The organism is Geodermatophilus sp. URMC 62, assembly GCF_052931475.1.
The window spans coordinates 5,001,277-5,021,967 of sequence record NZ_JBRFHY010000001.1; the positions used below are offsets into that span (position 1 = coordinate 5,001,277).

At 72.5% G+C, this 20,691-nt stretch carries 13 protein-coding genes and 1 pseudogene; 5 read left to right on the forward strand and 9 right to left on the reverse strand.

The genetic code is table 11. The features are described 5' to 3' along the window. Positions 1–36 precede the first annotated feature (36 nt). Complete coding sequence (locus ACU616_RS24005; protein ID WP_446760915.1) at positions 37–450, reverse strand: nuclear transport factor 2 family protein; 414 nt, start codon at positions 448–450, stop codon at positions 37–39. Between the two features lie 408 nt (positions 451–858). Between ACU616_RS24005 and ACU616_RS24010 the strand changes: the two genes are divergently transcribed. The 3 genes and pseudogenes from ACU616_RS24010 (at position 859) to ACU616_RS24020 (ending at position 4,267) form a co-directional block, all read left to right on the forward strand. Then, on the forward strand, positions 859–2,241 hold the full coding sequence (locus ACU616_RS24010) for an MmgE/PrpD family protein (RefSeq protein ID WP_446760916.1): 1,383 nt from the start codon (positions 859–861) through the stop codon (positions 2,239–2,241). A gap of 7 nt (positions 2,242–2,248) precedes the next feature. Continuing rightward, positions 2,249–3,238, forward strand: a pseudogene (locus ACU616_RS24015) (FAD-dependent oxidoreductase); the annotation flags it as partial. A gap of 153 nt (positions 3,239–3,391) precedes the next feature. Next, a complete protein-coding gene (locus ACU616_RS24020; protein ID WP_446761526.1) occupies positions 3,392–4,267 on the forward strand; it encodes an SDR family NAD(P)-dependent oxidoreductase in 876 nt (291 codons plus the stop codon). A 100-nt stretch (positions 4,268–4,367) separates the two neighbouring features. On the opposite strand, the gene ACU616_RS24025 is transcribed toward ACU616_RS24020, so the two are convergent. From ACU616_RS24025 to ACU616_RS24040, 4 genes are read right to left on the reverse strand one after another with little or no spacing between them, the layout of a single operon-like run. Continuing rightward, positions 4,368–5,330 (reverse strand): PDR/VanB family oxidoreductase, encoded by a 963-nt coding sequence (locus ACU616_RS24025; RefSeq protein WP_446760917.1) that lies wholly within the window; start codon positions 5,328–5,330, stop codon positions 4,368–4,370. An 18-nt stretch (positions 5,331–5,348) separates the two neighbouring features. Then, a complete protein-coding gene (locus ACU616_RS24030; RefSeq protein ID WP_446760918.1) occupies positions 5,349–6,674 on the reverse strand; it encodes a cytochrome P450 in 1,326 nt (441 codons plus the stop codon). Positions 6,675–6,681: 7 nt separating this feature from the next. Next, entirely contained in the window at positions 6,682–7,806 is a 1,125-nt protein-coding gene (locus tag ACU616_RS24035; protein ID WP_446760919.1) for an alpha/beta fold hydrolase, read from the reverse strand. A gap of 40 nt (positions 7,807–7,846) precedes the next feature. Continuing rightward, on the reverse strand, positions 7,847–9,058 hold the full coding sequence (locus ACU616_RS24040) for an FAD-dependent oxidoreductase (RefSeq protein WP_446759151.1): 1,212 nt from the start codon (positions 9,056–9,058) through the stop codon (positions 7,847–7,849). Positions 9,059–9,268: 210 nt separating this feature from the next. On the opposite strand from ACU616_RS24040, the gene ACU616_RS24045 reads away from it, so the two are divergent. Together ACU616_RS24045 and ACU616_RS24050 are read left to right on the forward strand one after the other, a co-directional pair. Next, on the forward strand, positions 9,269–10,084 hold the full coding sequence (locus tag ACU616_RS24045; RefSeq protein ID WP_446760920.1) for an SDR family NAD(P)-dependent oxidoreductase: 816 nt from the start codon (positions 9,269–9,271) through the stop codon (positions 10,082–10,084). A gap of 155 nt (positions 10,085–10,239) precedes the next feature. Continuing rightward, positions 10,240–11,865 (forward strand): FAD-binding oxidoreductase, encoded by a 1,626-nt coding sequence (locus ACU616_RS24050; RefSeq protein ID WP_446760921.1) that lies wholly within the window; start codon positions 10,240–10,242, stop codon positions 11,863–11,865. Between the two features lie 895 nt (positions 11,866–12,760). Here the strand turns inward: ACU616_RS24050 and ACU616_RS24055 are convergent. The 4 genes from ACU616_RS24055 to ACU616_RS24070 form a co-directional block, all read right to left on the reverse strand. After that, positions 12,761–13,744: a methyltransferase gene (locus ACU616_RS24055; RefSeq protein WP_446760922.1), complete on the reverse strand. Its 984-nt coding sequence runs from the start codon at positions 13,742–13,744 to the stop codon at positions 12,761–12,763. A 71-nt stretch (positions 13,745–13,815) separates the two neighbouring features. After that, positions 13,816–16,380 carry a PEP/pyruvate-binding domain-containing protein gene (locus tag ACU616_RS24060; protein ID WP_446760923.1) on the reverse strand — a complete coding sequence of 855 codons (2,565 nt, stop codon included), beginning with the start codon at positions 16,378–16,380 and terminating at the stop codon, positions 13,816–13,818. A gap of 65 nt (positions 16,381–16,445) precedes the next feature. Further along, on the reverse strand, positions 16,446–19,394 hold the full coding sequence (locus tag ACU616_RS24065) for an ATP-binding protein (protein WP_446761527.1): 2,949 nt from the start codon (positions 19,392–19,394) through the stop codon (positions 16,446–16,448). 655 nt (positions 19,395–20,049) lie between these two features. Next, positions 20,050–20,688 (reverse strand): MBL fold metallo-hydrolase, encoded by a 639-nt coding sequence (locus ACU616_RS24070; protein WP_446760924.1) that lies wholly within the window; start codon positions 20,686–20,688, stop codon positions 20,050–20,052. Between the last annotated feature and the right edge of the window lie 3 nt (positions 20,689–20,691).

The window sequence follows — 20,691 nt, forward strand, 5'->3', positions numbered from 1 at the left end:
TCGGGGGACGTCGCTGCGGCCGGTCGTCCGGGTCCATCAGGACGCCGGCAGGACGCGGTCGAACAGCATCGCCGTGTGCTGGGTGTCCATGTACTCACGATCGGTCCGGACCTGCCCGTCGACGACCTCGTACACGTGCACGTAGCGGTTCTCGTACTCCGTTCCCTCGTGGAACCTGCCGCTGCCACGCACCTCGGCCACGACCCAGTCGCCCTGGGCCACCACGTGGGTGACCTCGAGCTGCGGACTGTCGGCGTCGAACACCGTGGCCACCAGACCCGGCAGCGCGGCCAGGGTGGTCGCCTTGTCCATCGGGGCGGCACCGGGCAGGTGGTAGCTCTGCAGCGCGTAGGTCAGGTCGGGGTGCAGCAGCTCGCCGAAGCGGTTCCAGTCCTTGTGGTTGAGGGCCTCGATCAAGGCGCGGACCGTCTCCTCGTTGCCACCGGCCATCGCTCACGTACTCCTCACTCGTGGTCTCGTCCGGGTGGTGCGACGCTCGACGAGCGAACCCGGCCGAGAACCGACGGCATGCACCCGAGACGTCCCCGGCACCACCGTGGACGGGGACCACGGCCGCTGCGGGCGGTCATGATGCCCGCGCGTTCTGGGTCGTTGACGGAACAACTCTTCGCTCAGCGCACATTATGTGAGCGACACCACTCGGTCAAGGGTCCGCGACGCACGCTGCTCCCGCCTGGAGCGGGCACCTCCTGTCGCCCCGGAGGTGCATCCGTGGGGGATCGACGGGTCACCCCCCCCCCCCCCCCAGCCGCCCAGGGTCCTGCTGTGACCGTTGCAACACCCCGGCGCCCGACATACGGTGACAGCACAACTGGACGGCTAGCGAACGGAGCCGGTGTGGGCACGCAATCCGAGCGACTCAGCGACTTCGTCGCACAGCTGAAGATCGAGCAGATCCCCGAGGCCACCGTGCAGCACGCACAGGTGCACGCGCTGGACGCTCTCGGCTGCGGCGTCGCGGCGTACGCCTTCGGGGAGGCGTCGTACACCCTGGGCGCCGTGCGCGAGATCGGCGGACACGGCACGGCCACCGCGATCGGTGCCACGGACCTCACCCCGGCCGACGCCGCGTTCGTCACCGGCACGCTCTGCCACGCGCTGGACTTCGACGACACCCACCCCAACTCGGTGGTGCACGTCAGCGCCGGCGTCGTCCCGGCCGCCATCGTCGCCGCGCGCGTGGCTGGCGCGACCGGTGCCGACCTGCTGGCTGCGATCGTCGCCGGCAACGAGGTCTCGATCCGTGTCGGCAACGCGGCGGGCGGCACGTTCCACGCCCGCGGCTTCCACCCGACCGGGGTGTGCGGCGTCTTCGGGGCCACCGCGGCGGCATCCCGCACCCGTGGCCTGGACGCCGTCCAGACGGCCAACGCGCTCGGGATCGCCGGGAGCATGGCCTCGGGGCTGCTGGAGTTCCTCTCCGACGGGTCCGAGACCAAGCGCCTGCACGCGGGCTGGGCGGCGCGCTCCGGACTGACGGCCGCCGCGCTCGCGGCACACGGGGCGACCGGACCCGCGACCGTCTTCGAGGGCGCGCGCGGCTACTACGCCACCTACGTGCACGGTGCGGACAGCGACCTGGGCAACCAGGTGGGCGACCTGGGCAACCACTGGGTCACCGACGAGATCGCCTACAAGCCCTACCCGGCCTGTCACTACACCCACGCCGCGGTCGACGCGCTGGCCGAGGTGCTCGCCGCGAACCCCCTGCGAGCAGACGAGGTCACGTCGATCGTGGGGTGCACCACCGAGACCGGAGTCGCGCTGGTCAGCGAGCCCGTCGCCGACAAGGTGCACCCCCGCACGGCCTACGACGCCAAGTTCAGCCTGCCCTACTGCCTGGCCACCCGCCTGGTCACCGGCAGGCTCGACGTCGGCTCCTTCACGGAGGACGCCATCGCCGACCCGGAGGTGGCCGCGCTCACGCCGCGGATCGGCTACGAACTGCGGCAGTACAGCGCGAAGCCCGACTCCTTCGGCGGGGGCGTCCGCATCGAGACGGTCGACGGCCGGGTCCTCGAGCACGAGTTCCGCTACCAGCGAGGCGGTGCGGAGAACCCCTTGAGCACCGACGACGTCCTGACGAAGTTCCGCACCAACGCCGGGTACGGCCTCCCGTCCGAGCACGTGGCGACCCTCGAGCGGTCGACGCTCCAGCTGGCCGGGCTGCGCGACGTCTCCTACCTCGACGTCCTCGCCTCGGCGACCGGGCGGAACTGAGTTCCCCGTGCAGCACAGCGACGTCGTCATCGTGGGCGCCGGTCCGGTCGGCGTCCTCAACGCCCTGGGCCTGGCCCGGACCGGGCTGAGCGTCAGGCTGCTCGACGCCGAGCCGGCCATCGGCCAGGCGCCGCGGGCGATGGTCTACCACTGGTCGGTCCTGGAGGGCATCGAGCGGCTGGGCCTGCTGGAGGCCGCCAAGCGGGTCGGGTTCACCAAGCAGGACTACTCCTGGTAGGTCTACGCGACCGGCGAGAAGATCGACCTGAGCGTCGGCGTGCTCGAGGGGCTCGTCCCGCACCCCTACAACCTGCACATGGGCCAGCACGAGCTCGCCGACATCGCGCTGCAGGAGCTCGGCAGGTTCGACAACGTCTCCGTCAGGTTCGGCACGAGAGTCACCGGCATCACCCAGGACGACGACGGCGTCACGGTCACCGCCGAGGGCGCCCAGGGCACCGAGCAGCTCCGCGCCTCCTACCTGGTCGGAGCCGACGGTGCCAGCAGCACGGTGCGCAAGTCCCAGGGGCTGGCGTTCGAGGGGATGACCTGGCCGGAGGTCTTCGTCGCCACCAACGTCCACTACGACTTCGAGGCGCACGGCTACGCGCGGTCCACGCTGCAGATCGACCCGACCTACGGCGCGATCACCGCCAAGATCGACAACACCGGTCTGTGGCGGGTCACCTATGCCGAGCACCCGGACACGCCCGAGGACCAGATGGGCGACCGCATCCCCCAGTGGTACGAGAAGCTGCTGCCGGGCGACGAGGGTTACGAGCTCGACGCCTACCGCCCCTACCGCATGCACCAGCGCGCCGCCTCCAGCATGCGCGCGGGACGGGTCCTGCTCGCCGGTCACGCCGCCCACGCCACCAACCCGACCGGCGGTCTGGGCCTGACCTCGGGGCTGTTCGACACCTTCGTCCTCTACGACGCCCTCGCCGCGGTCGTCGAGGGGACCGCGGACGAGTCGGTGCTCGACCGCTATGCCGAGGAGCGTCGGCGCACCTTCCTGGAGATCGCCTCACCGCGCGCCAGCGCCGACAAGCAGCTCCTCTACCCCACCAGCGACCCCGTCCGGCTGGAAGCCGAGCTGTCGAAGTTGCGGGCGATGGCCGCCGACGAGGACGTCCAGCGCACCACCTTCATGTTCACCAAGCAGTTGGAGACGGCACCGCTGGTGCAGCCGGTCGCGACGGTCCGAGGGGGACGCGCCGTGGCCACCCTGCAGGCCGAGGTCGTCGTCATCACCGGCGCCGGTCGGGGCCAGGGGCTGGCGGAGCTGCACGAGGTCGCTGCGGAGGGCGGCGTGCCGATCGCGGTCGACCTGGAACTCGGGGACGAGGCCAGGTCGGTCGCGGCGCTCTGCCGGGAGGCCGACGTCAGCGACCCGCACACCTGGGCCGAACTGGCCGACAGCCTCGCGGAGACCCGCGGCCGCGTACACGGGCTGGTGGACGACGCCGCCATCGGTGCGCGCCAACGGCTGCCCGAGGTCTCGGCCGACCAGTGGGACCGGGCCCTGGCCGTCAACCTGACCGCGTCGTTGCTGGCCATGCAGGCCCTCGTGCCACTGATGACCGACGGTGGCTCGGTGGTCGACGTCAGCTCGGTCGCCGGCCTGACCGGCACGCGCACGACGGCGTACACCGTCAGCAAGTGGGGGCTCCGCGGCCTCTCCGCACTGGCCGCGAACGAGCTGGGCGACCGCGCGGTGCGCGTGAACACCGTCTTCCCCGGCTCCATCGACACTCCGCCGGTGCGGCAGAACCCGGAACCGGCCGGAGGGGACCAGCGACCAAAAGCCAGCTCGGCCGGTCCTGTGACGTCGACCGCAGCCGGGCCGGTCGACGGAGTCCCCGAGGACGCCCGATCACCGAGCGGCCCGTCGGGTCGGCCTTCGATCACGGCGCGGACCGTCCCCCGGCGTCAACAGCCACGACGCCCATGCCTCCACGCCTCCCCGTGCGCTCTCGCTCGGGGCCCGCCGGGTCACCGGGACGCCGCTCGTGTGGCCGTCTGACCTGGACGGTGACGGGACCGAGACGGCGGTGTGCCGAGTGGGCCGCCGGCCGACCCGTCGCGGGCGGGAGCGGTGCGGTGGTCCCGCCGGGCTCCGGAGCTCAGAGGTCGAGGACCAGCCGAGGGCCGGCCGCCCGGGACACGCAGATGAACATGGTGTCGTTGGCCGCCTGCTCGGCCGGGGTCAGCAGCGAGTCCCGGTGGTCGACCGCGCCGTCGAGGACCGGGGTCTCGCAGGTGCCGCACGTCCCCTCCTGGCAGGACGAGAGCACGCCCACACCGGCCTCCTCGACCACGTCGAGGATCGATCGTTCCGGCGGCACGGTCAGCGTCATCCCCGACTGCGCCAGCTCCACCTCGAACGCGCCAGCGAGCACCGGCGCACCGACGTCCTTCGGCGCGAACCGCTCGACGTGGAGCGCTCCCGTGGGCCACGCAGAGCAGTGCTGCTCGACGGCGGTCAGCAGCGGCTCGGGTCCGCAGCAGTAGACGAGCGTGTCCGGCCGGGGACTGCCGAGGATGCTCTCGAGGTCGATGAGCCCCACCTCGTCCTGTGGGTGCAGGGCCACCTGGTTGCCAGTGGCCTCCTCGAGCGAGTCGAGGAAGGCCATCGAGCGGCGGCTGCGCCCTCCGTAGTGCAGCTCCCACACCGCACCGGCTCGCTCAGCAGCGGTGAGCATGGGCAGGATGGGCGTGATGCCGATGCCGCCGGCGATGAACAGGTACCGCGGACTCGGCAGCAGCTCGAAGTGGTTGCGGGGTCCCCGGACCTCGACGGTCGCTCCCTCGTGCAGGGCCCGGTGGACGTGCTCGGAGCCCCCGCGGCTCACCGGCTCGCGCAGGACGCCGATCCGCCACACCGAGCGGTCGGTGGGGTCGCCGCACAGTGAGTACTGGCGGGTGAGACCGTCGGACAGCCGCAGGTCGATGTGTGCCCCCGGCGACCATGCCGGCAGTTCCCCGCCGTCGGGCTCCCGGAGGTCGAGGACGACGACGCCCTCGGCGAGGGTCCGGCGCAGCCCGACCTGGAGGCGCAGGTCGACCTCGTCGTGTGTGGTGTGCATTGCAGCCCTCCTGGCCCGCTACGCCGTCGTACCGGCTCGCTCGGCCACGTCCCACGCGACGACGAGACCGTCGAGCACACTCTGGATCGCCGTGGAGAAGACGCGCCTGACCTCGTGGCCGGGCACCTTCCGGGCGTTCGGCAGCCCGTCCAGCAGGGCCTCGATGGCCTGGCGGGTCTCGACCCTCGCCAGAGCCGAGCCCATGCAGGAGTAGGCGCCCCGGCCGAAACCGAGGTGCCTGGCGACGTCCGGACGGCGCGGGTCGAACACCTCCGCGGACTCGAACACGGCCTCGTCGCGGCCGGTGGACCACAGGTGGACTGCGACGACCGCGCCCGCCGGGATGGCGACGCCACCGATCTCGGTCGCCACGTTGCACGTTCGGTAGACGAGGCGCCCGACGTGGTCGTACCGGAGTTCTTCCTCGATCATGCCGTCGATCAGCGTGCGGTCGGCATCCGCCTCGCGCCAGAGTGCGCCGTCGCGGTCGAGCATCCGCGTGACCAGTTGCGCGATGAGGTTCACGGTGGTGTCGCCGCCCGCGATGATCGACAGCAGTACGGCGGCGAAGACCTCGTCGTCGGAGAGGCTCGGTTCGCCGTCGTCACTCGTCGCCGTGATGAGGTCGGTGAGGAAGTCCCCCTCGCCCCGCGGGTTCCGTCGCCGCTCCTCGATCGCGCCCAGGGTGAAGCGGCGGAAGTCCGCCTGGTCCCGGCCCATCGCGACCATGTCGGCGTCGGTGACGGTCGGGTCGCCCATCATGCGCATGACGCCGACCACCCACCGGTGGAGGTCGTGCTCACGGGCCCGATCGAGGCCGAGGATCGCCAGGATCAAGCGCATCGGGACCTTGCGGGCGAACGCGGGGATGAGGTCCGCCTCGCCGGCCGACCGGAACTCCTCGATGGTCTCGTCAGCGACGCGGCGGCACAGCTCCGCGGCGTCCCGGGCGTTCTGACGGACGAACGGGACCTGCGCCAGCTTGCGCAACCGCGTGTGGTTCGCCGGGTCGTTCCAGTTCGTGATGGCGGCGGTCACGAACCCCTCGGGCAGCACGTCCCGGAGCTCCTCGGGCATCTCCCTGTCGATGAACGGGGCCCGGCCGAACGCCTTCCAGTCCGTGACGACCTTCACCGCGTGCGCGTAGCTGGTGACGATGTACGCCCCCAGGGCAGGGCTGAAGAAGACCGGCACCTCGCGTCGGGAGAACGCCGTCACGGCGGCCGGGTCGGCGATCTGCGCGGGCTCGAGGGGCTCGAAGCCGTGCAGGACCGGACAGCCCCCCGGGCCGTCGTGGGTGATCGTCAGCGACGGCTCCGTCGCTGGTGCGTTCGAGGTCTCCATCACTTGCTCACTCCTGGCTCGGCTGCTGTACGAGAGCTGGCAGTCGGCCCGGCTCGTCAGGACTCCGACACGTGGGCGGATGCGACGCCGTCGACCGGTGCCGTGGAGCGGCCGATCCTGACGATACGCGCTTGCCGAGCCAGTCCAGGATCACCTGGAGGGCCTCACGGTTGTTGAGCTCGAACATCATGCCGTGACCGTTGCCCAGCACACCGTGGTCCTCCAGCCGCACCGAGTCGGCCTGACAACCGGCCTGCTGGAGGAAGGCGAGGAGGTGGTCGTCGAACTGGCGGAACACGGAGTTCGGCGACGTCACCACAGCGATCGGCACCTGCGCCAGGGAGGAGAGCCGGCGGGCCGGCTCGGCCTGCAGCGTGCGCGGAGGTCCCCCCACCACGTCCTCGGTCACGAGCTGGAGCTCCGTGGGGTCGGCGGCCGGCGGGTCGTCGATCAGCGGCGCGCTGGCCACTCCCCACGACAGCGTGGCACCCGACGAGTGGGGAGCGAAGGGCGGGCCGACGGTCTCGATCACGACCAGTGCCTTCACGAAGGCCGGACGGGCGCCCGCCGCCAGGTAGCCGGCCGGGCCGCCGGCCGAGTGGCAGAACACGATCGCCGGTCCGATCCGGTCCAGCAGTGCCGCCAGGCGCTGCTGCTCGACGGCGTGCATCACGGCCCAGTCGGCCAGCATCGGGCCGAAGGAGGCCGTGACCTGCTGCACGCCGGGATCGTCGAGCGTCCGGCCGACCGGCCACTGGGTGTGCGTCGTCGCGTAGGCCTCCGGCGCGAAGATCGAGAGGAACCGCTCCGCCGTCAGAGCGGTGATCGTCGGTCCGAACACCGCCGGGTCGTGCGGCGAGCGCCCGTGGCCGGGCCGGTCCACCACGTAGACGGTGAACCCCTCCCCCACCAGCTGCTGGGCCCAGCCAGGGCGACCGTCGGGCGTGCCCAGGTAGTCGGTGGCCTGTCCACCCCCACCGTGCACGAGCACGACCGGGTGGGGCCGGGTCGTCGTGTCCGGAGAGAGCCGCTCGACGTACATCGACCCGACACTCGCCGTCCCCGTCGGCGTCCCGCGCAGCTCCCCTGCGATCCAGAAGCCGTCCCGCACGATCCGCTCCGGGGCGCTCACCCCGCGAACGCCGGGTGCGCGACCTCGCTGGAGCGCGGCCTCATCGCTCGCTGGCGGAGAGGGAAGGAGCGTCGACCAGTGACGGGGTCCGGCACGGCTGGCTGACCCGGAGGGCCTCCAAGGCGATCGCCGGGTCGGCTGCCGCCGCGCGCAGCGTCCCCAACGTCTGGTCCAGCTGGGTGCGGTCGGTGGAGTTGAAGACCAGCGTCTTGAAGTCGCTCGCGCGAGGGGATGCGTAGTCCAGGAACACCTGCCGCCGCTGGGCGGCGTACTCATCGAGCACCGCGTCGTCGACGGTCCCGGCCAGCACCGCCGCCACGGCCGGGGCCAGCACGTAGGAGTCGAACAACCCGCTGGTCAGCCCCAGCCCGCCGATCGGGTTGGTGATGTGGGCGGCGTCCCCGGCGAGGAGCAGCCGCCCGTGACGGAAGCTGCGCGCCGCCCGTTGGTGCATGGTGTAGGGCGAGTACTGGGTCATCGCGTAGTCGGCGCCGGCGGGCAGCAGCCTGTCGAAGAACTCCACGATCCGCGCCGGAACGGTCTCCGCCGGCAGCGCGCTGTCCTCGTGGTAGGTGATCCGCCACAGGTCCTCGGTGTCGATCCGGGCGACGATGCCGCCCATCACCGGGTCGACCACCATGTTGGAGTCGGCGTACCCGAGGCCGGCGAAGTCGTAGCGCACGTTCACGGCGACGAACCGCTCCGGCCAGGTCATCCCCTCGAAGCCCAGGTCGGCCATGGTGCGCAACGGACTGGCCGCACCCTCCGTGCCGATCACGTACTGCGCGCGGTACGTCGTGAGGTGCCCGCCGACGTAGGCGCTCACCCGGATACCGGCCTCGTCCTGCTCGAAGCCGGTGACGAGGGCGCCGAACACGACCTGGCAGTCCTCGTACTCCCGCAAGTGCTCCAGCGCTATGTCGGCCAGCCGGTCCTGGCCGAGGTGGACGTTGTACGGGAACGGCTCATGCCCCTCGAAGTGGCCCAGATCGAAGCGGATCGCCTCCTGGTTGGCGTAGTCCCAGAAGGCCAACTCGGTCGCGCGGACCCCGGCCTTCTCGACGTCGTCGAGCAGGCCCAGCTCGGCCAGGCCCGGGAGGACGCCGTTGTGGTAGACCATCGCGCGCGGCGAGCGGACGATGCCCGGCTCCCGCTCCAGCACCGTGACGGCGACGCCGCGCCGGGCCAGTCCCAGCGCCGTGACCAGACCGATCGGCCCCGCTCCTGCGACGATCACCTGCGGCTGCGGCACGGCCGCACCTCCACTTCCCCGGATCGGTCACGCGAGGGCGGGACCGGACTGCGGGACGACTCCCTCCCGCCGTCGCGCCTGCGCCGGCCCGGTGGCGGAATTGGACAAGGTTATGGCGGGAAGTGACACAGGGCACGTGGACGGGCCGGCGAGGTGTGGCTGGCAGGCCCCGGTTGACGGGCCGAGGGGCGAAGACGACCGTTGAGCGGCATGAAGGACCTCGGGGAGAAGGTCGCGGTCGTGACCGGGGGCGCCTCCGGCATCGGGCTGGGGATCGCCCGGCAGTTCCGCGCCGCCGGGATGCAGGTGGTGATCGCCGACATCGAGGAGGCCGCCCTCCAGCGTGCCGCAGCCGAGATCGGTGCGCTGGGCGTGCGGACCGACGTCCGCGACCCGGCCAGTGTGCAGGCGCTGGCCGACGCGACCCTCGCCGAGCACGGCGCCGTCCACGTCGTCGTGAACAACGCGGGGGTCGGGCCGATGGCGCCCATCGCGGACCTGCAGTTGTCCGACTGGCAGTGGATGCTCCAGGTCAACCTGTGGGGCGTCATCCACGGCGTCCACGTGTTCCTGCCCCTGCTGAAGGCGAACGCCGACGGCGGGCACATCGTGAACACCGCCTCGATCGGCGGCCTCGTGCCCGGGCCCGGCCTGGGCGCCTACAACGTCTCCAAGTACGGGATCGTCGCCCTCACCGAGACCCTGGCGATGGAACTGGCAGCCGAGGGCTCCGCGGTCGGCGCCTCCGTGCTGGTGCCGGGGACCGTCCGGACCGCGATCTCCAACAGCACGCGCAACCGCCCGGCGGACGCGACTGGCGGAGCGCTGGCCGATGTCGACCTCGCGGCGGGCCCCGACCTCGGGATGACGTGGCTGGAACCCGACGACGTGGGCCGCATCGTGATCGACGGCATCGCTGCAGGCGATCTCTACATCGTCACCCACCCGGAGGGCTGGCCGATGGTGGCCGGTCGGCACCGGGCGATCGCGGAGGCGTTCGCTGCGGCCGCCGCTGCCCGCGGCTGAGTCCACCGATCCGCCGGTCGGCCGACGACGCCGGTGCGACGTTGACCGAGGGTCCTGGCCGACTTACCGTGAGCGCACCGACGGTCGGTCAGCGGACACCGGACCGCCAACCCCTCGACGGCACCGCCGCCGGCTCCGCTCCCAGGAGGACATCGATGTCGACCGATCTCGCAGCCCAGGACGCAACGCCGGCCCGCCATCTCCCACCGGGTGTGGAGCCCGAACAGTTCGACCGTTTCCTCGCCCAGCTCGCCGAGGCCCTTCCGGCCGAGCGGATCCTGACCACCGAGGCGGCGCTGCGGGAGTACCGCGACCCCTACGCCTACGAGACCTGGGACGACTACACGGCGTCGGCTGCCGTCCTGCCGACGAGCACCGAGGAGGTGCAGGCGGTGGTCCGGGCGGCCAACGAGCACCGCATCCCCCTGTACACGCACAGCCAGGGTCGGAACAACGGGTACGGCGGTCCCGCTCCGCGCATCCGCGGTTCGGTGGTGGTCAGCCTGCGCGAGATGAACAAGGTGCTCGAGATCAACGAGGACCTGGCCTATGCCGTCGTCGAACCCGGCGTCCGGTGGTTCGACCTCTACGACGCGCTGGAGGCGGGCGGCCATCAGCTGTTCGCCTCGATCGCGGACCTCGGCTGGGGCAGCGTCGTCGGCAACGCCATGGACAACGGGATCACGTACGGGCCGCAGGGTCAGGACTTCGGTGCACCGTGCGGCATGGAGGTCGTCCTCGCCGACGGGTCCCTGCTGCGGACCGGCATGGGCGCCATGGAGGGCAACAAGACCTGGCACCTCTACAAGCGTGGCCTCGGGCCGACTCTCGACCCGCTGTTCATCCAGTCGAACTACGGCATCGTGACGAAGATGGGCGTCTGGCTCTACCCCAAGCCCGAGGTCCTGCACCCGTGGAACGTGAAGGCGGAGACGGAGGACGCCCTCGGTCCCCTCCTGGACACCCTCCGGCGCCTGCGCCTGGACGGCACCATCCAGGGCATCCCCTCCCTCCGCAACACCCTGCTGCTCGCCTCGGTGCTGACCCGGCGGAGCGAGTGGACGGACTCCGAGGCGCCGTTGGACGACGCGACGATCGACCGCATCGCCCAGGAGACGGGGATCGGGCGCTGGTCCGGCCGCGGTGCACTGTGGGGCGACCGGGTGGTGGTCGAGCACAACTTCGCCAAGGTGAAGGCTGCTTTCGAGGCGATCCCCGGTGTCCAGGTGACCGGTGAGCCGATCCCGTTCGCCGAGGTCCCGGAGCGGCAGAGCTACGCCGAGCGCATCGTCGGCGGTGTCCCCAACATGGACATCTACAACGTGGTCGGCTGGTACGGCGGCAGCGACAACGGCGGGCACCTCTCCTTTTCTCCCGTCGTCGCGCTGAGCAGCGAGGACGGCGTCGAGGCCAACCGCTTCCTGCGCGACCTGATCGAGCGCGAGGCCGGCCTGGACTACCAGGTGGCCATGTTCAACGTCAGCGCTCGTTCCATGGTCAACGTCGTCATGATGATCTTCGATGCGTCGGACGAGGCCCAGACCCGACGGGCGTACGACGCCTGCAAGCTCATGGTGCGGGAAGCGGGCAAGCGCGGCATGGGTGAGTACCGGGCGCACCTGGACTTCATGGATCTGGCCTCGGACCAGTTCACCTTCAACAACCACGCCTACCGCCGTTTCGTGGAGAAGATCAAGGACGCGGTCGACCCCAACGGCATCCTCGCCCCTGGTCGGCACGGCATCTGGCCGGCGTCCATGCGCCTGCGCACGGAGGCCTGAGCCGCTCGCGCTGGCCGGCCGTTCCGCTGGTGCCGTCGGTGATCGCCGGAGCGGTCAGCCGTTCGGCCTCCGCCCCGGGTGCCCGGGACCGGGGACGTCCCCCCACCACACCCGACTGCGAGGCACGTCGCCATGAGCTCTCCCCTGACCAAGGTCACCGACGCACTCGAGGCTCGCCTCCTCCACGGTCGCCACCCGATGAGTCAGGGCCCCCTCCGTCTCCCTGACGAGTCGCGACGTCGCCGCGCCGGAGACCGTCATGGTGCCGACCCGGCACGGTGACGTGCGGTGCTTCGTCACGCGAGCGGCCGCGGAGGTGGTTCCGGTTGCGGTGCGGTTGCCGTACTCACGCGAGAGGCGGGTCGGTCCGAAGGAGCGACCCGCCTCTGACCCGCCGTTTCACTGTCGGGCTGACACGATGTGAACCTGCGACCCCTTGACCCCCAGCCGTCGGCCGTGGGTCCGTGCGTGTCCGCCTGAGTTCATCTGCGCAGGCCAAGCGGCATACGGAACGACAGCGAACGGAGGCGGACGGCGCTGAACAGGCCCCAATGGTGGTCAAAAGGTGGTCAAGTCCCGATCTCGCGCCCCGGCGAAGGCCGCTTGGATCGCTTGGAAGCCACCGTAGCTCAGCGTGACGGTGGCTCGGAGGGTCATGCGGCGGGTCGCCGACCCCTCCTTCCTGTGGGGTCTGGTCGCCCTCCGCCACCTCCCGCCCGTGAACCAAGACGCGGATGCAATGAGGCGCCCCGTGGCCACTCCCCACCCCATGCCGCACGCAGAGATCATCGACGGTGCGCTATGTGCCTGTATATGCCTGCGAGTCGGTTCTGATGCCATTGGTCACCGGTGCCACGCACCCGGCGGAGTCATCGACGACGGCGAGATCGCGTCGTCATCCGACCTCGACCGAGGTCCGCGATCGCTGCCGCAGGGCACGATCGTCCGGAACCCTCGCCGTAATGAGGCCGGCGTCCACCGGGCCATCGAGGAGTCGAGTGCTCAGCTCACGGAAGCCAGCCGCCCACGCCCACGCCTCGTAGTCCTCGATCGAGTACACCTGGCCCCGCGTGGTCCGCAGCAGCAATCCCAACTCGTAGAGCGCTACCCGGACGCGAGCCGCCGGGTCCGCGGAGGGCAGCACGTCGACGATCGCCAAGGTCCCGCCGGGTACGAGGGTGTCGCGGAGCCGCCGCAGCAGCAACGCGTTCGTCGCCGGGTCGAACAGGTGACACACGTTCCCGAGCAGCACGAGGTCGTAGACCGGTGCCGGGAGAGACATGGTGAAGACGTCCCCGGGGAGGTAGTCGAACCTCTCCGCCAGCCCCGCCGCCGCGACGCAACGCCGCGTCTCGGCCAGCACCTGCGGGAGGTCGAGGCAGGTGACCCGCACACCGGGATCTGCTGCTGCCAGGGCGGCACTCCATGGAGCTGCACCGGCACCCACGTCCAGCACACGTCCGGCGAACGGAGCGAGCAGCCGGGCCATCGATGACGCCGCAGTCGAGAACCGGTCCGCGAGCCGGGGGACGACCGTGGGGTAGAACTCGGCGGCACCGGCGGCCGTGTCGGCACTGACCGTCGGTCGACCGGACCGGAGGCATGCCTCGAGCGACGCCCACGAGCTCGCCATCACCGTCGACCACCGTGTCAGGTCAACGAGGGGTCGGAAGCGATCCGGTGGGCACGGCACCAGGACCCCGAGCTCCGCCAACGCCGTGAGCAACCGGCCGGTCGGGACGGCGACGAGCCCGCACGCGTCGGCGACCTCCGCGGCTGACGAGGCCCCGGCGCGTGCGAGGAACGCCGTCACGCCGGTCCGCTCGGCGGCGCGCACCACCTCCGCGATCGAGAAGGCGTCGTGGAGCCGGGCGATCACCGCCTCTGCGGAGGCCGACGAGCCGCCGTCCGCCCCACCGACGGTCCGGGCACCCGCGCGCGCTACCGCGGTCACGACCGCACCTGCACGGTGCCGGTCCCGCCGTCCACCGTGACCAGCTGACCGTCGCGGAGCCGCGAGGTCCCGTCGCGGGTGGCGATGACGGCCGGCACGCCGAACTCGCGGGCGATGATCGCCGGGTGGGACAGGGTCCCGCCGGCGTCGGTGACCAGCGCGCCGACGAGCGGGAAGAGCACCGACCAGACCGGCGAGGTCACGGGGCAGACCAGCACGTCCCCGCCGCGCAGCCGGTCGAACTCCGCCTCCGTCCGGATCACGCGCACCGGCCCGGTGTAGGTACCCGCGGAGGCCGGGATGCCGCGGACGGCGCCGGCTCCTGGCCCGGCCGGGAGCCGCTCGTCCTCCTTTCCCAGGAGCTGGTCGAACAGCCACAGGAAGCGCTCCATCGCCCGGCGGGCCGCAGCGGGCATGGCCGACAGTGGTGGCGGCCCCGAGGGAGCCCGGCCGTAGCTGGCCGGCCCGGGGTGAGCCAGCACCCACGCCCGCTCGCCACGCCGCCGCGCCACGAGGGCGAGCCGGTCAATCCCCTCCCGCAGCGACTCCAGCAGCTCACCGGGCTCCAGGTGGAAGACGTCGTCCGGGCGCTCGAGCGAGCCGCGCGAGGCCAGCCGCGAACCCACCTCGAGGACCGCCCGTCGGGCCTGGGCCAGGGGCGCGCTCATGGTGAAGAACTCGTTGTCCTCGCGGACCGGGTAGGCCTCCAGCGCGCGGCGCAGCTCCGACTCGAAGCGCTCCCGGTCCGCCGGCGAACGGCCGGCCAGCCGCGCCCGCGCCTCGTCGGCCGCCGCGCGCCGTCGACGAGCCAGCTCCTCGTCGTGCCGGGCCGGGTCATACCCGGTCGTCAGCTGGTCGCGGAGCAACCCCAGCACAAGCTCCGGCCGCTCGTCGAGCGACTCCTCGGCCAGCTCGTAACTGAGCACCCGGCAGCCGAACTCCTCCTGGTAGTCCGCGAACTCGGTGGCGAACTCCGGATCGGCCGCGAGCACGACCTCGCTGGGCGCGCCGTCGGTGACCAGCCGGCGCAGGTCCGGACGCTCGGCCACGGTCATGGCAATCCGGGCCAGTGCCCTTCCCGGGGCCGTGGAGGTGGCCGACGTCCCGGCGACCAGGTCCAGCCACCGGTCATCAGGCCAGGCCAGCAACTCACGGCAGGTGGAAGCGAGGTCGCCGAGCACCATCATGAGAGCGCCGTGCAGCCGGAAGTGCACGACGTAGCCCTCCTCCGTGAGGTCGAGCACGGCCCGCAGGTGCGCCTCGAGCGCCGCGTCGTCCAACGTGGGCAGGTCCACCCCGCGCAGCGCCGCGATCCGCCCCGCCAACTGCGGACGCCACTGCGCCGACCAGCGCCGGAGCAGCTGCATCGGGATGTCGTCCCGGGCGGCGGCCGCCGCCTGCCGTGTCCGGCGGCGCACTGCCGGGACCACGCGGAACGCGATGGGGGCGGCCCAGGCCGGCAGCGGTGGCGGCTCCTTGCCGCCGAGCGGGACGATCCGCACGTACTCCCACCCGCCGATGTCCCGGACCTCCCCGCCGTCAATGAGGAGGCCGGTGTCCTCGGCCCACTTCCGCAACCCACGGTTGCGCGGCGCGAGGACCTCGCGGGTCATCCTGGTCCACGGCAGCGCCGAGTGGGTGGACTCCCGCACCCAGAAGCCCCCGGGGACCTCAACCGGCACCTCGACCGGGGTCGGCGGCCGGTCGGGCAGCCCGGTGACCGGCCGTGCCTGGAGCAACCAGACCCGGTCCCCCTCGACCGCCCACTCGACGTCCTGCGACCGGCCGCCGCGGTGGGCCTCGACCTGCCGCGCGAGGTCGGCGACGGCCGAGGCCAGCCCGGGCGTCAACACCGGCTCCGGAGAGCCCGGCCGCGGCCCGGAGAGCTCGGGACCGCTGCCGCGGACGGCCCAGCGCTCCGGTGTCTCCTCCCCGGACACCAGCGCCTCGGCGGTACCGGGGACGGCGTCGATGACGACGACGTCCCGCTCGCCGGTGACCGGGTCCGCGGTGAACGCCACCCCGGCGGCGGCCGGCCGGAGCATGGGTTGCACGAGCACCGCCATGCCTGTGCGGTACCGCTCCTCCCGCGCCTGGCGGTAAGCCACGATCCCGGTGGAGGAGGCTGACTCCCAGCACCGGCGCACGGCGTCGAGGAGGGCGGCCGTTCCGCGGACGTCGAGGACCGTGGTGTAGAGGCCGGCGTAGGACGCGTCGGCAAGGTCCTCATCGACGGCGGAGGAGCGGACGGCGAGCGGCACGTCGCCCCACCGGGCGACCGCTGACGCCAGCGCTGCCCCCACGTCGTCGGGCACGCGCAGGCCGCAGGGGTCCGGCCCGCCTCCGCCCGCTGCCACGGCCCGGCCGAAGGCCGTAGTGGAGAGGACGACGCCCGGAGGCACGGGGCACCCGGCCGCGGCGAGGACCGCCAGGGTCGCGGCCTTGCGGCCGGCCAGGCGGAGGTCGGTGGCCTCCTGCAGCGGGAGGACCAGGTCGGGTTCGCCGGTTCCGATGAGGCCGTCCTGCTGTGCGCTCCTCGGCCGGCCGGTGGTCGTGGTCATGGCGGCACCTCCGGTTGGGTGCGTCCACGGTGGCCCGTTACGTAGGGCATCCGGCATCGGCGGAACTACGTATTCCGGACGCCGTCCCGTCCCGGCTCGGTCAGCTCCTGGTCGACGTATCGGGTGAGGGCGGCCCTCGTCCGGAGGTCGAGGCGGGCGTAGACGTGCTGCAGGTGCGTGGTGACCGTCCGCTGGCTGATGAACAGACGCTCGGCGATCGCGGCGTTGCTGAGCCCGGTCGCGACGAGCCTCACCACCTCCTCCTCCCGGCGCGTGAGCCCGACCGTGTCCCGGGGACCGGCCGGGGGTGGAAGCGTGCGCTGACCCAGTGACCGCAGCAGCTGCCGCGCCCGGTCGGCCTGGGGCTTGGCCCCCATGCGGTCCAGCTCGCACAGCGCGGCAGCGGCTTCCGCGGCGGCCTCGGTACGGGCCGAGGTCTCTGGCCCGGCGGCCCGGCCGGCGAGGACCTCCGCGCGGTCCAGTTGGGCCACCGCGGCCTCGTAGGCCACCCCGAGGCCGGTGAGGGCGGCCGCGGCCGACGCCAGCACGTCCGGATCCCCGCGGAGCCGACCTGCGGCCCAGTCCGCCACGGCGCTCGGGTACGGCGCGGCGGGATCGATGCCGGCCAGATCGGCTACCGCGGTCTGCGCCACGCCCTGGTCTCCGGCCGCCAGACCAGCACTGGCCAGCACGAGCAGCGCCGGTACGCGGGTGAACCCCTGCCCGACGCTGCGGCGTGCGTGCTCGACCGCCTGCGCGTACTGCCCCCGGGCCATGGCGATCCGGGCCTTTGCGAGCTCCAGCAGAGCGAGACCGTGGAACTCGAAAGCGGAGCCCGCGCCGAGGCGGTCGGTCGCCTCCGCAGCCCGGTGGGCAGCCTCGTCGAGACGGCCGCGCTGAGCCAGGACCATGGCATCCCCGGTGAGCGCGAAGGTGGCGCCGCGGGCCAGGCCGGTGCGCTCCGCCAACTCCAACGCGCCGGCGAAGTCGTCGAGCGCCTCGTCCCAGCGGCCGGCCAGGAAGCCGGCGTAGCCGCGGTCCACCAGGTGCATGACCTCCAGGGTCGGCACTCCGATCGAACGGGCCAGCTCCAAGCCGTCCTCCGCCCGCTGCCAGGCGGCGTCCGCGCCGTCCGAGGCCAGCGTCGAGAGGCACGCCAGTCGGTGCGCCGCGCTGTTCAGCACCGGATCGCCCAGGGCCTCGGCCTGCTCCAGCATGCGGGGCATGCACTCCATGGCATCACCGAGCCGCCGCTCCATCCCGGCCAGCTGGAAGTCGATCATGGTGGCGACCACCCGGGCCCGCGGCGAGCCGGTGACCTCCACGATCGCCGCCAGCGCGGCGGCGTGGCGGCGCTGGGCGGCTGCGTCGCCACGGCGGAGTGCCAGCCGCGCCCTGGTCTCCAGCACGGACACGTGCACGGGACCGGGCGGGAGGCCCACCAGCGCCACGTCGGCCTCGTCGAGGTCGCGGAGAGCCTCCGGAAAGCGACCCAGGTCCCAGCCGGTGAGCGCGGCACGGTGCAGCCGGCGTGCCCGCTCGACGCCGTCCTCGCCCGGATCACCGCGGCCTCCCGCTTCGGCGGCCGCCCGCCAGGCGTCGCGAGCCCGCGCCAGCCGCCCGACCAGTTCCTCCCCCTGGGCCAGCCGCTCCAACAACGGTCCACGCAGCTCGTCGCGGGAGCTCGCCGCGGCCGCCAGGAGGGCCGCCCGGGCGGCGACAGCCGTCTCCTCACCGGCTCGCCGGGACAGCGCCTCGGCGCCCGCCCGGAGGAGGACGTCGAGCGCGTACTCCGGGTCCACCTCGTTGCCGGCACCGCAGACGTGGAACGCGATGGTGCCGAGGTCCTCGGGGACAGCCTGCTGCCAGGCGCGCGCCGCCGCCGCGTGCCGCCGCCGCCGTGCGCCCGCAGGGAGCAACTCCAGGCCGACCTCCGTCAGCATGGGGTGGGTCACGCGGTAGGCGACCCCCCTGTCCGTGAACTCCTGGTCGGCCAGTCCCGACTGGCAGAGCAGGTCGAGGCCGGTGGACATCGAGTCCTCGTCGACGATGGCGGCGAGGACGTCGGCCGGCGCGCTGCCGCCGCAGACAGCGAGGGCGTCGAGCGCTGCGCGCGCCGCCCCGGGCAGACGTTCGATCCGCCCGCCGAGGAGCGATCGCACCGCTGTAGGCACCGCTTCGGCGGTCTCCGGCCCCAGCACCCAGCGGCCCCCGGAGCGGAACAGCGTCCCGTCCTCGACCAACCTGGTGATCACGGCTCCGACGAACAGGGGAACGCCTCCGGTCCGCTGCGTGAGCACCTCCACGAGCCTGCTGGGCACCGCGCCGCCGAGCGTGGCCCGAGCCAGGGCGTCGACCGAGGCGCTGTCCAGCGGTCGGAGCGAGAACTCCGTGAAGCCGACGCCGCATCGCAGGGCCGCGACGAGGTCGCGCAGCGGGGTATCGGCCTCGGCCTCGCGGAAGGCCAGAAGGAACAGCACGGGTCGCCCGATGAGACCACGAACGGCGTAGTGGAGGAGCCCCAGCGATGCCGGATCGGCCCAGTGCAGGTCGTCGAGGACCAGCACGACGGGCCGTTCGGAGGCCGCGCGGTCGAGCAGCCGGGTGACGGCCTCGAACAGGCGGGTGCGCTCCAGCCCGAGGTCGTTCAACGGCTGGGGTGGCGCGAGCGGCAGCCCGTCGAAGAGCCGGGCCAGGTCCGACAGTCCCTCCAGCAGGGCCTCGATCCGGGCGCGCCCGCTGGGACCGGTGCCACGCAGGAGTGGCCGCAGCGCCTCCACCAGGGGTGCGTAGGAGAGGTCGCGCTGGAGCGGACCGGCCGTGCCGTGCAGGGTCAGCACGCCACGACCGCGAGCGACGGCCACCGCCTCCTGGATGAACCGCGACTTGCCCACGCCGCCCTCACCGGTGACGAACACGACGGCAGGGTGCCGGTGGCCGATCACGCCCTGCAGGACCTCGGTAAAGCGGTGGAGGTCGTCGTCACGCCCCACCAGGGGCGCCCCCGTCGGCATGACGCTCACCGGGTTCGACACCTCCCTCCACCGTCCCACCGGGGTGGCCGGAGGGCCGGCGGTGGTCGGCACGTGGCCACTGCTCGTCCGGCGATGAGGCCCCGAGGGTCTCGCCACGTGGGGATGCCACGAACGCGCAGACGTACGCCGTGACGTGACCACGGGGGGACCGCGCGAGGAAGGGCCCTAGGTCCGCGACGTCCAGCGCCTGCCGAGCAGCCTCCCCGAGCGCGTCGGGGCCGGAGCCGCAGACCTCGGCCCGAGGCCTCGCACCGCCCAGCGCCTTCCGCCGGCCCTGAGCCGTCTACCACCGCAGGGCGACCCGACTCAGGCCCGCGGCGAGCCGTGAGGGTGCCCACTCCGCGCCCGCAGGAGCGCGCCTCGGGTTCGGCTGGTCAGGAGCAGGCGGGTGCGCATGTGACACGTCGCCCCTCGGACACCGATACGAACCCCACGGCTGGACAGCCGTGGGAATGCGACGGGAGCAGGTACGCCTACACCGATGCGTCTCCGCTGAGGTGTCCCGGTCGGCATGGTCACCCGGACACGGCCCGGTCCGAGCTCGGCTACGCCGAGGCAGGGAACCGGGCGTCGAGCTGCACGGCGAGCTCGCGCAGGGCGCCGGCGCCGTCACCGGCGAACGAGGACCCGTGCATCAACGCGAGCGTCGTCGGCTCCAGGTCGGCCAGCCGGGACAGGATCGAGGTCGTGCCGGGGCACGGGTCATGGCCCGGAACAGCAGCTCGGCCTCGATGGCGGGTCCGACGACGTCGGTCTCCACCAGCGCCGGTCCGTCGCCCATGTGGGTGAACAGGTCGCCGCACAGCAGCGTCCCGGTCGTCTCCTCGTAGAGGACCCGGGCCTCCCAGCCGTGCGGGACGTGCGGGGTGTCGAGGTGGCGCACCCGCTTGCCGCCCAGGTCGATCACCTCGCCATCGGCCAGGGGTCGCGGTGGGCGGTCGCACATGTCGTCGAGCGAGACCTGGCAGCCGAGGACGCCGTGCGCCACCTCGGCGTGCGGGGCGGCGGCGAGCCAGGCGTTCATCGCTCCGCATTCGTCCGCCTCGACGTGTCCGAAGGTGATCCAGCGGAGGTCCTCGACCGGACGGACGCGGGTCACTGCCTCAGCGATGAGCGGGAACATCCGACGGTGGCCGGCGTGGAACAGCAGCGGTTCGTCGGCGTCGACGAGGAACTGGTTGAACGTGAACCCGGCGGGCGGGGCCACGTCCGGTACCGACGTGGAGATGCGGTAGATCCCGTCGGCGATCTCGGTGACGGTCGTGGTCTGCATGGC

Excerpts from the sequence above, each read along its gene's own strand:
- ACU616_RS24005 (WP_446760915.1), bottom strand. The coding sequence starts at position 450 with ATGGCCGGTGGCAACGAGGAGACGGTCCGCGCCTTGATCGAGGCCCTC.
- ACU616_RS24020 (WP_446761526.1), top strand. The coding sequence starts at position 3,392 with ATGTTCACCAAGCAGTTGGAGACGGCACCGCTGGTGCAGCCGGTCGCG.
- ACU616_RS24025 (WP_446760917.1), bottom strand. The coding sequence starts at position 5,330 with ATGCACACCACACACGACGAGGTCGACCTGCGCCTCCAGGTCGGGCTG.
- ACU616_RS24030 (WP_446760918.1), bottom strand. The coding sequence starts at position 6,674 with ATGGAGACCTCGAACGCACCAGCGACGGAGCCGTCGCTGACGATCACC.
- ACU616_RS24045 (WP_446760920.1), top strand. The coding sequence starts at position 9,269 with ATGAAGGACCTCGGGGAGAAGGTCGCGGTCGTGACCGGGGGCGCCTCC.
- ACU616_RS24050 (WP_446760921.1), top strand. The coding sequence starts at position 10,240 with ATGTCGACCGATCTCGCAGCCCAGGACGCAACGCCGGCCCGCCATCTC.
- ACU616_RS24060 (WP_446760923.1), bottom strand. The coding sequence starts at position 16,380 with ATGACCACGACCACCGGCCGGCCGAGGAGCGCACAGCAGGACGGCCTC.
- ACU616_RS24065 (WP_446761527.1), bottom strand. The coding sequence starts at position 19,394 with ATGCCGACGGGGGCGCCCCTGGTGGGGCGTGACGACGACCTCCACCGC.
- ACU616_RS24070 (WP_446760924.1), bottom strand. The coding sequence starts at position 20,688 with ATGCAGACCACGACCGTCACCGAGATCGCCGACGGGATCTACCGCATC.